Origin of the sequence: Arenibacter troitsensis (genome assembly GCF_900177645.1) — a bacterium.
Lineage (GTDB): Bacteria > Bacteroidota > Bacteroidia > Flavobacteriales > Flavobacteriaceae > Arenibacter > Arenibacter troitsensis.
The window spans coordinates 751,629-766,265 of record NZ_FXAO01000001.1; the positions used below are offsets into that span (position 1 = coordinate 751,629).

11 protein-coding genes and 1 other RNA gene are annotated in these 14,637 nt (G+C 40.3%); 10 read left to right on the forward strand and 2 right to left on the reverse strand.

Annotated elements, in window-relative coordinates:
• Positions 1-43 precede the first annotated feature (43 nt).
• Entirely contained in the window at positions 44-625 is a 582-nt protein-coding gene (gene miaE / locus B9Y87_RS03055) for a MiaE family protein (protein WP_072862427.1), read from the reverse strand.
• Positions 626-802: 177 nt separating this feature from the next.
• Between miaE and B9Y87_RS03060 the strand changes: the two genes are divergently transcribed.
• The 8 genes from B9Y87_RS03060 to B9Y87_RS03095 all read left to right on the forward strand — a co-directional run bounded on the left by B9Y87_RS03060 (position 803) and on the right by B9Y87_RS03095 (position 11,866).
• On the forward strand, positions 803-1,660 hold the full coding sequence (locus tag B9Y87_RS03060) for an EboA domain-containing protein (RefSeq protein ID WP_085496027.1): 858 nt from the start codon (positions 803-805) through the stop codon (positions 1,658-1,660).
• A gap of 673 nt (positions 1,661-2,333) precedes the next feature.
• Positions 2,334-5,684 (forward strand): ThuA domain-containing protein, encoded by a 3,351-nt coding sequence (locus tag B9Y87_RS03065; protein WP_085496029.1) that lies wholly within the window; start codon positions 2,334-2,336, stop codon positions 5,682-5,684.
• A gap of 244 nt (positions 5,685-5,928) precedes the next feature.
• The gene (locus B9Y87_RS03070) at positions 5,929-6,843 is read left to right on the forward strand and encodes a TatD family hydrolase (RefSeq protein WP_085496031.1); all 915 of its coding nucleotides are present in this window, start codon (positions 5,929-5,931) and stop codon (positions 6,841-6,843) included.
• Positions 6,843-7,745: a UbiA-like protein EboC gene (eboC, locus tag B9Y87_RS03075; protein WP_085496033.1), complete on the forward strand. Its 903-nt coding sequence runs from the start codon at positions 6,843-6,845 to the stop codon at positions 7,743-7,745. Before B9Y87_RS03070 ends, eboC begins: the two co-directional genes overlap by 1 nt.
• An 11-nt stretch (positions 7,746-7,756) precedes the next feature.
• Positions 7,757-8,938 (forward strand): 3-dehydroquinate synthase, encoded by a 1,182-nt coding sequence (locus tag B9Y87_RS03080; protein WP_085496034.1) that lies wholly within the window; start codon positions 7,757-7,759, stop codon positions 8,936-8,938.
• The gene (gene eboE / locus B9Y87_RS03085; RefSeq protein WP_085496036.1) at positions 8,932-10,125 is read left to right on the forward strand and encodes a metabolite traffic protein EboE; all 1,194 of its coding nucleotides are present in this window, start codon (positions 8,932-8,934) and stop codon (positions 10,123-10,125) included. The genes B9Y87_RS03080 and eboE overlap by 7 nt, the downstream gene beginning before the upstream one ends.
• Positions 10,126-10,128: 3 nt before the next feature.
• The gene (locus B9Y87_RS03090; RefSeq protein WP_085496038.1) at positions 10,129-11,505 is read left to right on the forward strand and encodes an alkaline phosphatase family protein; all 1,377 of its coding nucleotides are present in this window, start codon (positions 10,129-10,131) and stop codon (positions 11,503-11,505) included.
• Position 11,506: 1 nt separating this feature from the next.
• On the forward strand, positions 11,507-11,866 hold the full coding sequence (locus B9Y87_RS03095; protein WP_085496040.1) for a transmembrane 220 family protein: 360 nt from the start codon (positions 11,507-11,509) through the stop codon (positions 11,864-11,866).
• On the opposite strand, the gene B9Y87_RS03100 is transcribed toward B9Y87_RS03095, so the two are convergent.
• Positions 11,855-13,690 carry a DNA polymerase III subunit gamma/tau gene (locus B9Y87_RS03100; protein ID WP_085496042.1) on the reverse strand — a complete coding sequence of 612 codons (1,836 nt, stop codon included), beginning with the start codon at positions 13,688-13,690 and terminating at the stop codon, positions 11,855-11,857. The two genes, B9Y87_RS03095 and B9Y87_RS03100, sit on opposite strands and share 12 nt — an antisense overlap.
• 133 nt (positions 13,691-13,823) lie before the next feature.
• Here B9Y87_RS03100 and rnpB point away from each other — a divergent pair.
• Positions 13,824-14,140: RNase P RNA component class A (gene rnpB, locus B9Y87_RS03105), an RNA gene on the forward strand.
• 190 nt (positions 14,141-14,330) lie between these two features.
• A complete protein-coding gene (locus tag B9Y87_RS21760; RefSeq protein WP_139827126.1) occupies positions 14,331-14,576 on the forward strand; it encodes a hypothetical protein in 246 nt (81 codons plus the stop codon).
• The last annotated feature ends 61 nt before the right edge of the window (positions 14,577-14,637 follow it).

The window sequence follows — 14,637 nt, forward strand, 5'->3', positions numbered from 1 at the left end:
TCCCTGTGGCGGTTATATAGGTCCTTTTTAGTGGGAATAAAGTTTAGCCGTGCACGGTTTCTGTATTGCCTAAATCTTTCATGATGGATGCTTCATAGGTTAGTAGAGCGTCCCATTTCTTATCTACCTCCTTACGGTCGCCATATTTGCGAGCGAAGTTTAAAAACATGGTGTAATGCCCCGCCTCACTGATCATAAGTTTATGGTAAAAATCTGCCAGTTCTTTATCCTGTAATTGTTCTGATAGCAGTCTAAAACGCTCACAGCTGCGGGCTTCGATTAATGCCGCATATAATAAACGATGCACCAACTGCGTGGTTCTGCTGCCTCCTTTTGGAAAAAACTTCAATAGGGCTATTACATAGTCGTCCTTTCTGTCCCTTCCCAATGTTTTGCCACGGGCCAATATACGGTCGTGTACCATTTTAAAATGTCCCATTTCCTCTCTGGACAAGGCTATCATTTCTTGGGTAAGTTCCGTATATTCGGGAAAACTCACAATTAAGGAAATGGCCGTGCTAGCTGCCTTTTGCTCACAATAGGCATGATCTGTTAATATTTCATCTATATTCTTTTCAACAATATTGACCCATCTTGGATCTGTGGGTAACTTTAAACCTAACATAGCTCAATTTTCTATTTCAAAAATAGAAAGAATACCATAAACCGCGGTAATTAATGCTGATATAGTTTTATATTTAAGCCTTCTTTGTAGGCAAGGTGCGATAATTTGGATCGCGCATGGGCTTACTATATGTTTTATTTGAATTTATGGTTTAACACGGGATAAATATATTGTAATATGTTATTTGAAAATATCGGTGCCCAGCTTCTCAAAATTTTAGAAGATAATGTGGATAAGGAAAATAAGCAATGGTTGTTGTCTAAAATTGAAGGCATTGTGGAATCTGAGTCCACAAAGGATCTATATCTGACCTATAGCTTGGTGCCTACAAAAATAAGATCGGAAAAGGATCTGTCGCTTGTATTGGATGATAAGGAATTAAAGGCTTATTTGGAAATTCAACATGCAAACCTTCAGCAAATAGGTAGAATTTACTTGCTTTACAAGGTGTTGGAAGCCAAGGAAGATTTTTTTAAGGCCAAGGTGGCCAATATTATTGAAGTGGCGGATAAGAGTGAACTGGAAACCTTCCTCAAATTTTTGGTGTTGTTGCCCCACCCCGAAAATTATAAGGTACAGGCTGTTGAGGCACTAAGGACCAATATCTCCACCGTTTTTGATGCTATTGCCTTGAATAATCCTTACCCGGCACTTTACTTTAATGAACAGCAGTGGAACCAGATGTACCTTAAGGCGGCTTTTATGCAGCAAAACCTTAATGAGATTGTACAGGTGGAAAAAAGAGGAAACAAGGAACTTGCGAGAATCATTTCCGATTACGCCCACGAGCGCTGGGCGGCATCAAGGGAAATTGACCCCTGTTTTTGGAGGCCAGTGAGTAATTTTATGAACGAAAAAATTATAAAGGACATGAAGCGACTCTTTTCCAGTGATAATATTGCTGAAAGAAAAGCGGCCGCCTTATGTTGTTACCACTCCAATTCAAGTGAAGCCAAAGAAATTTTGGCAAGCTTTACAGAGCTTATAAACGGAATTGAAAATGGAAGTATTACTTGGCAGAACATCAAAGAATAGCCTTACTTCAAAAAAGCGACTCAGTATCACTACTGAGCCGCTTTTATTTTTTTATTGGATGTTAGAAGGCTTACTTCTTCAATGAGTTGATCCACCCAGCAATTTTAAGGGCTTCATCTTTGGGGACATGGGGCATAGGTGCCATAGTGGTAGCGTATTCCTGCTTCTAATAGCTAGCCATTTTTTATAATAATATGGAACGTTGGGAGGAGAGGTGCGACTATGAATCTGCAGCGCCTTATGGTATATTGTTTAGGGTTTAGTACCAGGTAGGTGTAGAACTGGGTTATTGCATTCTTTGGCCTTTACTCCTGACCGCATATTCGCATGAATTTAGTAAGGCATATTATCCGCAGAAACTAGGAACTTTCATAACAGAAGCACTCACTTTAATTCAGGAATTTGTAACATGTGCATTTCCATTTTAAAAGGTCCAACTTGGAATAAGGTAATGTTGGTCCATGGTCGTATTTTTTTATGGGTTTATATAAATTTCTTTTCAAATGATTTAAATTGCTGCATTATTGTATAGAATTCTGCATTTTAGGCAAAAAAAGTATTTACAATTGTATAATTTGTTTTTGGTTGAGGTGTTTTTAAGTTATAGAGATAAAGGTTGAATCTACAATGGCAACATCTTTATTCAATAATTGTATTTAATTATTTAATTTTTATGGATAGTATTTTTAAGTTGATAATGGGATTTATCCTGGTTTGTATTCTGGGCTCCTGTACCTCTAAGGAGACCAAATTACTGGTGTTTAGTAAAACGGAAGGGTTTAGGCACGGTTCAATAGAGAAAGGTGTGGATGCAATAAAGGGATTGGGCGATCAAAATGGCTTTATAGTGGAGGCGACCGAAGATGCAACCTATTTTACAGAGGAAATATTAAAGGAATATTCGGCAGTTATATTTTTAAATACTACGGGGGATGTTTTAAATAATGTGCAACAGGCCGATTTTGAAAGGTACGTTCAAGCTGGAGGGGGATTTTTGGGAATCCATGCCGCTACGGATACGGAGTACGGCTGGCCTTGGTACAATAAATTAGTGGGTGCCTATTTTAAGAATCATCCCAAAATTCAAGAGGCAAGGTTGAATATAGTGGATAAAAACCACCTGGCTACCAAAACTATGTCCGATACTTGGATGAAGACGGACGAATGGTATAATTTTAAGGATATTAACCCGGCCATAAAAGTGTTGATAGAAATAGACGAGACAAGTTATGAGGGAGGGGAAAATGGGGAGCATCATCCCATATCCTGGTATCACGAATATGACGGAGGAAGATCTTTTTATACGGAAATGGGCCATAGCGATGCCACCTTTGAAAATCCTGAATTTTTAAATCACGTATTGGGTGGTATTAATTATGTAGTTGGGGATAAAGCTTTGGATTACAGTAAGGCAAAAACCGAACGTATACCTGAGGAAAATAGATATGTACGCAAGGTGCTCGATTTTAATCTCAACGAACCAATGGAATTGGAAGAACTTCCCGGTAGGGGGATTTTATTCGTGGAGCGAAGGGGTGCTTTAAAGCTCTATGATTTTAAGGAGGAAAAAACAAAACAAATTGCCCAGCTTAATTTGTTTTATGGCAATGAGGATGGGTTGTTGGGTATAGCTGTCGATCCCGATTATCAGAAAAATAATTGGATCTATCTGTTTTACTCTGCTCCAGGAGAAATATCCGAGCAGCGCATTTCAAGATTTACCCTGGTCGGTGATTCCTTGGATTTTGCTTCTGAAAAAAATCTATTGACCATTCCAACATTGCGTAAGTGCTGCCATAGTGGAGGGGCCTTGGAATTTGGTCCCGATGGTAATTTATTTATTGGCTTGGGAGACAACACCAACCCTTTTGAATCTTCTGGTTATGCACCCATAGATGAGCGGGAGGGTAGAGCCTTATGGGATGCTCAAAAATCAGCGGCCAACACCAATGACCTTAGAGGTAAGATATTGAGGATTAAGCCGGAGGACGACGGAAGCTATTCCATTCCCGAGGGTAATCTGTTCCCAGTGGGAACTCCCAACACTAGACCGGAAATATATGTGATGGGTTGTCGTAACCCCTTTAGATTTTCAATAGATAGTGAAACTGGGTATCTCTATTGGGGAGATATCGGTCCGGATGCCGGGAAGGGCGACCTCAATAGGGGACCTCATGGAATGGGCGAATTTGACCAGGCAAGAAAAGCGGGGAACTGGGGGTGGCCCTATACCAGAGGTAATAATCAGGCTTATAATGATTATGATTTTACAACGGAAACTCCAGGGGAAAAATTTAATCCTGCTAAATTAATTAATGATTCTCCCAATAATACGGGTATTAAAGAGCTTCCGCCGGCACAGGAATCAATGATATGGTTTTCCTATAGTGCTTCGGAAGAATTTCCTTGGTTGGGTTCTGGAGGGGTAAACCCAATGGCGGGTCCAATTTATCATGCTTCCAATTATTCCAATGCTACCAATAAATTTCCAGAATATTTCGAGGATAAGATTTTATTGTATGAATGGATGAGGGATTGGATTTATGTGGTAACATTGGATGAAGATCACAACTATATAAAGGCAGATCCTTTTATGCCAAGTGATGAGTTTTCCCATCCAATGGATATGCTTTTTGCCTCCGATGGCAATTTATATGTACTTGAATATGGGCAAAAGTGGAATTCCCAAAATATGGATGCACGTTTAAACAGGATTAGTTACGTAAGTGGCAATCGCAAACCAGTGTCCAGAATAACATCGGACAAAATGGTGGGAGCACAGCCTTTTACGGTAAATTTTTCCGGTGCTGGATCTGAAGATTTTGATAGGGATATTTTGCGTTACGAGTGGTATTTTAATGCTGATGAGGTTCAAGATACTTCAATGGAGCCAAGTTTTACCTTTAACGAGCCTGGGAATTATACAGTTCGTTTAAAGGTGACCGATGAAGCTGGAAACTCGGATATGGCCACCCAGAAGATATTGGTGGGCAACGATATTCCTGAAGTAAGAATAGATTTGGATACCAAGAACAGAACTTATTGGGATGGGCATAAAGTAGCCTATAAGGTCGTTGTAACCGATAAGCAGGATGGCAGTACCTTAGATGGTACCATAGATCCTAAAGATGTTAAAGTTACCTTCGATTATATACCGGAAGGTGAGGATATGGTAAAGGCTACCATTGGTCATCAACAGAACACAATACCGGAAGGCAAGTTGATTATGGACGATACCGACTGTAAGGCATGCCATGCCGTAAATATTAAGGTTAATGGGCCATCTTACGAGGAAATTGCAGCACGCTATTCGGCCAAGGACAAAAATTATTTGATAGATAAGATCATTAAAGGTGGTTCCGGGGTTTGGGGAGAAAGTATGATGTCTGCCCATCCCCAACTTAAGGTTTCCGAAGTGGATAAAATAGTAGATTATATTCTTTCTTTAAATGCCGATAAAGGAAAAGATGAAAATCTAATGGATGTACAAGGTATAGTTGATTTTAATGCCCATCAGGCGAAGATTAGTCAGGGTAAGTATGTCTTAATGGCTTCGTACACGGATAAGGGGAGCAAGGACCAACCAGAATCTTCACTATCGGTAAGGAATCAAATTATATTTAAATTTCCTAAGTATGAAGGAACCAAAGCCGATGAAAGAAGTGGGGGATTGAGTAATTGGGAGGTGGAAGGAGACCAGGTAGTTGGCTCTATTAAAAATGATTCCTATTTAAAATTCAGCGATATTGGCTTGGAGGGGCTAAAAAATATTGAGCTGTTCATGTATTTTGGGGCCGACTATCCGTACGAGGGCAAAGTGGAAATTAGGGAGAATAGTCCTAATGGTACACTGATCGGGGAAAGCTTCCTGAAATATTTTAACAAAGAAAAAGGTGCCAAGAAGAATTACCTTATCCCGGTTAAGCCTACCAAGGATTTTGATGCTCTATATCTCGTTTTCAAAGGTTCGGGAGACAAGGAGCAAATAATAGCCAATTTTAACGCCATGGTATTGAAATATTGATAGGGTTGTGACTTTGACAATAATTGGGATTCCATGGCCTTGAATTATGGTAAGATTCCTTGTTACTGTTAAAACACTTTTAAAATGGGTCTATGATAATCGCTATGACCCATTAATTAATTAACTTTATCGGTTGGAGTTGCCATCAGAATAGGGAATTTGCCGTAATTGGAACACGATCCAGAAGGCTGTTAAAACATTTGAATAGTAGAAGCGTTAATCAATTAAAGTATACAATATTATTATGGAAGAGAAAATGATGATTATAGACCCCCATGTACACATGACCTCTAGGACAACCGATGATTATGAGGCAATGGCAGCCGCGGGCGTAGTGGCTATTATAGAGCCATCATTTTGGTTGGGGCAACCACGTACGCAGGTAGGATCTTTTCAGGATTATTACAGCAGTCTTGTGGGCTGGGAACCTTTTAGGGCCAGTCAGTTTGGGATACATCATTATTGTACTATTGGATTAAATTCCAAGGAGGCCAACAATGAAGCGCTGGCGGAACAGGTAATAGAATTATTGCCCTTATATGTGCATAAGGAAAATGTGGTGGCCATTGGTGAAATTGGTTACGACGATCAGACTCCGGCCGAGGATAAATATTTTAGATTGCAGTTGGAGTTGGCCAAAGAATTGAATATTCCGGTTCAGATACATACTCCACATAGGGATAAAAAGTCGGGAACCATAAAAAGTATGGAGGTCTGTTTGGAACATGGCCTGGATCCGGGCATGGTCGTTATTGATCACAATAACGAGGAAACTGTAAAGGATGTATTGGATCGCGGTTTTTGGGCTGCATTTACAATTTATCCAAAAACCAAAATGGGGAATGAAAGAATGGTGGAGGTAGTGAGGAATTTTGGAAGTGATCGTATTATTGTGGATAGTTCCGCGGATTGGGGTGTTAGTGATCCATTGGCAGTGCCAAAAACAGCCTCGTTGATGTTGAAAAGGGGAATAGCTAAATCGGATGTGGTTAAAACCTGTTACCAGAATGCATTGGATATTTTTGGTAAGAATGGTAAAATGAAAGAATCCGATTGGTTGAATCCAAAAGGCATCAATCAAACCAAATTATATAACGATAATAGTGTTTTGCGAGGGCAAGAGCCTAAGGTTGATACGGATGCGGATAAAATAGTATAATGAATCCTGTATTGAAAGGATATTTAAGGCTCACGAGACCTGCAAATTTACCTACAGCTGCAGCCGATGTATTGGCAGGTGTGGCCATTTCTGGTGTATTCATGGGTGTTTTTATTGATAAGGCATGGAATACGTCCATGTTTTGGGATATACTATTGTTGTTATTTTCCTCCGTATTTCTATATGCCGCCGGTGTGGTTCTCAATGATTTCTTTGATCATAAATTAGACAAAACGGAGCGGCCCGAAAGACCAATTCCTTCCGGTTTGGTTTCTGTTCGATCCGCTGCTATCTTTGGAGGTGTTTTGATGAATTTAGGGGTGCTATTTTCATTTTTGGTGGGCACCGTAAGCGGAATGGTGGCCATTGCGCTAGGGCTCTCCATTCTTTTGTACGATGCCTTGGGAAAACACCATTCTTTTATTGGTCCACTTAACATGGGTGTTTGTAGAGGTTTAAATTTACTCCTAGGGATAACCATTTTAGGCGATTTTAACAATTGGGGTTATTTCATTTTCCCAGTTTTATATATAGCGGCCATAACCCTAATAAGTAGGGGCGAGGTACATGGGGACAATAAGAACCACATCATTTTTGCTGGGGGGTTGTACGGTATTGTAATTTTGGGAATAGTTGGTATTTTTTCAACTTCCGACCTTAATTTATTGGAGTCGGTTCCATTTTTACTACTGTTCTCTTTTTTAGTATTTAGACCATTGTTAAAGGCATATTCGGAAAATTCGCCCAAAAACATAAAAAAGGCGGTAATGGCCGGGGTCATATCGATCATTGTTTTGGACGCATCCTTGGCCGTAGGATTTTCACATTGGTGGGTAGGATTGATTATACTATTACTATTGCCCTTATCTATTTTTTTATCAAAACTGTTCGCAGTTACCTAAAGTTGTAAAGCATGTCAAATTATAGACCAATAGAGCAATCATTTAAAGTTGCTTATGAGTATAAGCTACATTTCACGGAACATATATTTAGTAAGGATAACCCCTTATTTAAAGATATTGTTCAAGGGTATAACAGTAAGGGGGACGTAAAAGTACTTTTTGTAATAGACAGCGGTGTACTGGCCTGCCATCCAAATTTGAGTAAGGATATTACCTCTTATTGTACCCAGAATAATTCGGTGATCCATCTAACGGAACAAATGGTAATTACGGGCGGGGAACAATGTAAAAATGATTACCACAATGTAGAGCTGATATTAAGTGCCGTAAATGATAATAGGATTTGTAGGCACTCTTTTGTTGTTGCTATTGGAGGAGGAGCCATCATAGATATGGTAGGATATGCTGCTGCAATAGCCCATAGAGGGGTTAAGTTGATAAGGATTCCTACCACGGTACTGTCACAGAACGATTCGGCCGTAGGGGTGAAGAATAGTTTTAATATTTTAGGAAAAAAGAATTTTTTAGGGACTTTTGCTCCCGCTTATGCCATAATAAACGATAGTAATTTTTTAACTACTTTGGAGCAGCGCGATTGGATTTCAGGTATAGCGGAAGCGGTAAAAGTGGCGTTGATTAAGGATGCGGTATTCTTTAATTTTATTGAGGAAAACAGTACACTGCTCCGGGCACGTAATATGGAGTCTATGGAGTACTTAATTTATCGCTGTGCAGAGATGCATATGGAGCATATTGCCCAAGGGGGGGATCCATTTGAGAGCGGTTCTTCCAGACCCTTGGATTTTGGTCATTGGGCGGCCCACAAATTGGAGTATATGACCAATTATCAACTAAGACATGGTGAGGCAGTTGCCATTGGGATGGCCTTGGATTTGGTGTATGCCCATTTTATTGGATTGATTGGTAAGGAGACATTGGACCGAATTTTAAATGTTCTGGAACAAATTGGGTTCAATTTGCATATCCCTTTGCAAAAGGATGGTGATTTGGACGATCTGCTAAATGGCATACAGGAATTCAGGGAGCATTTGGGAGGGGAACTTACTATTACCTTAATATCCAAAATAGGAGCCAAACACGATGTTCATGAAATTGATATTTCCACCATGGAAAAAGCAATTGTATGGCTAAACGAAATGTACAAACCTAAAGTATCCAATACCGCATGTTAATACAAAATAAATATCATCTTAGTTATTGTAGTAATATTCATCCTGGTGAAGATTGGGAGCAGACCTATGATAGTCTAAAAACATATCTTCCTAAAATAAAGAAGGAAGTATCTCCAGAATCTCCTTTTGGCATTGGATTGCGTTTGTCCAATGTAGCAAGTCTAGGACTTGATGAAGGTAGTAATTTGAAGGATTTTAAGGATTGGTTGGACCAAAATCAATTCTATGTTTTTACCATGAACGGCTTCCCTTATGGAAATTTTCATAACCAAAGGGTAAAAGATATGGTTCATGCCCCGGATTGGACTACCAAAGAAAGATTGGATTATACCATGCGACTTTTTGATCAATTGGCTTTTTTGATTCCTGAAGGTATTTCGGGAGGAATTTCTACCTCACCTGTTAGTTACAGGCACTGGCATACTTCAGATAAAGCATTGGATAAGGCTTTTGCAACCGGGGCCGAAAGCATGTCGGAGATTGTGTTGCAGTTGGTGGAAATTGAAAGCAAAACTGGTAAGTATCTCCATTTAGATATTGAGCCGGAACCGGATGGGATGTTAGAAAACAGTGATGAGGTGATTCATTTTTACAATACGTATCTGCTTCCCATAGCAACCCAAAAATTGATCGATGTTCTAGGGTGCAACGAGGAAATGGCCAAAGATTTAATTCTAAGGCATATAACCGTTTGTTATGATGTGTGCCATTTTTCACTGGCCTATGAAGAACCGGAACATACTTTGGCAAAATTTAAGAAAGCAGGAATAAGGGTTGGTAAAATACAAGTGAGTTCTGCCCTTAAGATTCTTTTCAAAGAGGGTGATAATGAGGCTATTTGGCACTCGTTAAGCCAGTTTAACGAACCCACTTATTTACATCAGGTCACCGTAAAGATAGGTGACAAAGTAGTTACCTATAAGGATTTGCCCGAAGTTTTAGAGCATCGTTCCGATGCCCAAGAGCTAAGGTCCCATTTTCATGTACCCATTTTTTTGGAAAAGTACGACCATTTATTTTCTACCCAGGATCAAATACTCAAGGTGTTGGAATATCTAAGAAAGGATCAATTTTCGGATCAATTGGAGATTGAGACCTATACATGGGATGTTTTGCCCAAAGGTCTTAAAACTGAACTATCCAATTGCATTGTGCGTGAAATTGAATGGTTAAAGAGTAAAATTTAAGGAATGAAGAAAACCGTAGTACTAAACGTTGTAGGATTAACACGGGGATTGATAGGGGAACATACGCCCTTTATTAAATCTTTTTTGGAGAGAGGAGCTTCGGCCACTATTACACCTCAATTGCCTGCAGTGACCTGTGCGGTGCAAGCCACTTATTTAACAGGCAAAACGCCATCTGATCATGGTATAGTTGGTAACGGTTGGTATTTTAAGGAAGAGCATGAGGTTAAGTTTTGGCGTCAATCCAATAGCCTTATCCAGTCTGAAAAAATATGGGATAAACTTAAAATGCTTGATAGTAATTTTAGTTGTGCCAATATGTTCTGGTGGTACAACATGTATTCCAATGCGGATTACAGTGTAACCCCAAGACCAAATTATTTGGCGGATGGAAGGAAGATACCGGATGTGTATTCCTATCCATCGGAACTTCGGGACCATTTACAAAATGAATTGGGAACATTTCCGCTATTCCATTTTTGGGGGCCAAAAACCTCTATAAAATCCAGTCAGTGGATTGCGGACGCCAGTTTAAAAACGGATGTGCTATATGATCCTACCCTCACTTTGGTTTACCTACCGCATTTGGACTATAATATGCAACGCCACGGAACCGATGTAACCAAAATTTCAAAGGACCTAAGGGAGATAGATGAAGTAGTTAAGAAGCTGGTGGAGTTTTATGAGACCAAATCCGCCCATATTATTATACTTTCGGAATACGGGATAACCAATGTAAACAATCCTATTCATTTAAACAGAAAATTGAGGCAAGAGGGGTATCTTGGTGTACGAGTGGAAAGGGGACTGGAATTATTGGATGCTGGAGCCAGTAGGGCGTTTGCCGTTGCAGACCATCAGTTGGCCCATGTCTATGTTAAGGACAAGAAAGATTTGGATAAGGTCAAGGCCATATTAAAGGGCTTAAAAGGGGTGGAGCGAGTGCTTTCTGGAAGCGAAATCAAGGAGCTGCATTTGGATCATGAACGTTGTGGGGATTTGGTGGTAATTGCGGATAAGGATTCGTGGTTTACCTATTACTTCTGGTTGGACGATACTAAGGCACCTGATTATGCCAGGATGGTGGACATTCACAAAAAACCCGGATACGACCCGGTAGAGATGCTTACCGATCCGAAGGATAAATTCTTGATGCCAAAGGTTATTTGGAAGTTGTTGAAAAAGAAATTGGGTTTCAGAACGGTAATGGATATTATTCCGCTGGACGCCACATTGGTTAAAGGGTCACATGGTAGGATGCCCGAGGATTCCAATGATCATCCAATATTGATAACCAACAAAAAAGGTGAAACTTTAAAGGATAGGCTGTTAGCAACGGAGGTATACGGTATTATAGAAAAACATCTTATTAATTCATAACATGCGACTTTTTTCCAAGATATTTTCGGGAGTATTTACCATATTGTTTGTTTGGGCGGCGTTGGTCCAATATAACGATCCAGATGCCTTTATATGGTACTTTATCTACGGAATTGCCGCTGGAGCATCCTTTTTATTTTTCCTTGGCCGGCTGAATTTATTGATACCTGTGGTACTTTCGTTTGCATACTTGATAGCGGCGTGGATTTTTTGGCCGGATCACTTTGAAGGAGTTTCAATAGGCAGTGGAAATATAGATAATATAGAGCATGCCAGGGAGTCCTTGGGGCTCATAATCAATGCCTTGGTAATGTTGTTTTATGCTTGGAGGGTGAGGGTCGTAAGGGCGCTAAATATCTAAATCGAATTCTTTTCTCAAAAGGTCGATAGCTGGATTCTTTTCCCTTAATTTCATGTATTTTTCTTCGGGCGTAAAAGCAAATTTCTTGGCAGTGGCCTCGTTTACGGTTATTCTCAGTTGAATAAAGTGGTTGTTCAGCTTTAGTTTTAAATACTCCATCAGGTCGTACTTTTCCCGCTCAATTTCCTTTTTCATGGTACCATTGGGCAATTCAATCCAAATGGTAAAATTGTCGGTAAGCTTGGGAACATCCGAATGCAGATTGGATGCCAAAATTTTACGTCCATCATTGTCCAAAATATCAACGAAATCTGCCCAATGTTTTTGCATTTCTTCCTCGGTAAAATTGGCTTTGGGAAGGTTGCTTTCGTCAATAACGTCTTCTTTTTTGTTCTGTTGATGTTCCTTTTTGGCCTTTAAGCTGGACAGCGAAAGACCAGAAACCCTCCTTTCGGTAGTTTTTAGGTTGATTTTGGCTCTGGGTGCAGGATTGGACTCTTGGGCAACGTTTACGTATTCATTCCCATCACTTTTGTGTGTCTGTGTGGAAGTATGCACAGGGGAAGCTTGGTTCTGGGAGGTGTGTTCCTCTTCAACGACACTTTGGGTTGTAGGAACTTCAGTATGGCCCGTTTTTGCTTGCGATTCGTTGACTTTGGTTTCTTTGACTTCAGTGGTGGGCCTACTAACTTTATAAAAGGAAGCGGGGATTATAAAGTCTGGTTTGTTACGACCATTCCCTAAGGATTCAGACTTTTTTTTTTCTCCATCAAAATCGATAGAGGCTAATTTCATTAAGGTCAGTTCAACAAGAAGACGCTGGTTTTTGCTGGACTTGTAATTTATGTCGCAGTCGTTGGCCAAATCGATTGCCGATAATAAAAAGCTACTGGATGTTTTTTTGGATTGCTCGCTATAGTGTTTTTTGGCCTCTTCCCCAACCTCCAAGAGTGCAATCGTGTTTGGGTGTAGGCATACCATTAAATCCCTAAAATGTGAAGCCAGGCCACTTATAAAATGGTGTCCGTCAAATCCCCTGGCCAAGGTTTCGTTAAAAAGAATCAATAGGCCGGGAATATCATGTTTAAGAATAAGATCTGTAGCGGCGAAATAGGTGTCGTAATCCAGAACGTTCAAATTCTCGGTAACGGCCTTTCTGGTCAATTTTTTGCCCGAGTAACTAACAACCCTATCAAATATAGATAGGGCATCGCGCATGGCGCCATCAGCTTTTTGGGCTATGATATGAAGTGCATCGTCTTCAGCCTCTATTTCTTGGTTCTCGGCAATATATTTAAGGTATTCTGCGGCATCTTTAACGGTGATACGCTTAAAATCAAATATTTGGCAACGTGATAGTATGGTAGGGATAATTTTATGCTTTTCCGTCGTGGCCAATATAAATATGGCATGTGCAGGTGGTTCCTCCAACGTCTTTAAAAAAGCATTAAAGGCGGCCTGAGACAGCATATGCACCTCGTCAATAATGTAAACCTTGTATTTTCCAACCTGGGGGGGTATGCGCACCTGACTGGTGAGTTCCCTTATGTCATCAACCGAATTATTGGAAGCGGCATCAAGTTCAAAAATGTTAAAGGCAAAGTCCTCCTCCTGGTCTGTCCTGCCATCCTGATTGATCTGCTTCGCTAAAATACGCGCACAAGTTGTCTTTCCTACCCCCCTTGGGCCTGTGAACAATAGTGCCTGGGCTAGGTGGTCATTGTCTATGGCGTTGGTCAAGGTATTGGTAATAGCCTGTTGCCCAACTACATCCTTAAATGTTTGGGGCCTATATTTTCGGGCAGATACTATAAAAGGTTCCAAGGCTATTGACTTATATTCGGTGTAAAAATAATACGCCGATGGGTGAAGTACAAATATAAAAATAGCTTTGTATTAAAGGGCCTATTTAACTTTCTTTAGTTCTTTATTTATCAACAATTGAATTACCTTTGTATCAGCAGGTCGCCTTATCGCTCCCCGTGTTGCGCGGGGGGAGGAAAGTCCGGACACCATAGTGCAGTATAGCGGGTAACGCCCGTCCATCGAGAGATGAGGACAAGTGCAACAGAAAGTATGTACAGATAATGCTGTAGTGAAACCAGGTAAACTCTATACGGTGCAACGTCATGTAAATCAGTGTTTGAGGGCTGCACGCCCGAGCTGAAGGGTAGGCGGTTGGAGCCAAAGGGCAACTTTTGGCCTAGATAAATGATAAGGAGGCCGTGAAGTAATTCAAGGCTAACAGAATCCGGCTTATGACCTGCTTTTTTTAATGAGACAGCATTTGCAGGATCAGGAACAATTGTTGTAGTTATGCGGAAATTAGGATTAATTTGATCAGGCGTGTTTTTTTTGATCAATAGTTTTAATTAATAGGAGCAATCTAGTAAAACCAATCATTAAATTATTCTTTCATTTTACTCAATGGGTTGTTATTATTTTTATCGGATGTCGTGAATCTATGATTTCTTTGCTTGTCCAACCCTTCGACTCCGCTCAGGGTGCGGCCACGCCATCTCCACGACGGAAGAAGAACGACGGAACCATAGACCTTGAGGACAATGTTCAAAGGTACCGAATTAGGCACTATGATTTATTGGTACTATGTGGATTGACGAACAATGGAACGGCCTATTTTCAATTTCGTCTTAAATCAAGTGGTTTTCACACTGGTCGTGGGAAGCCGTCCATAGGGCATTTCACCTAAGTGAAAGCGGCCTGGGCGGCGCGGCTGTGGAAATTGCGTAGATTTAAAGAAATTTAAAATC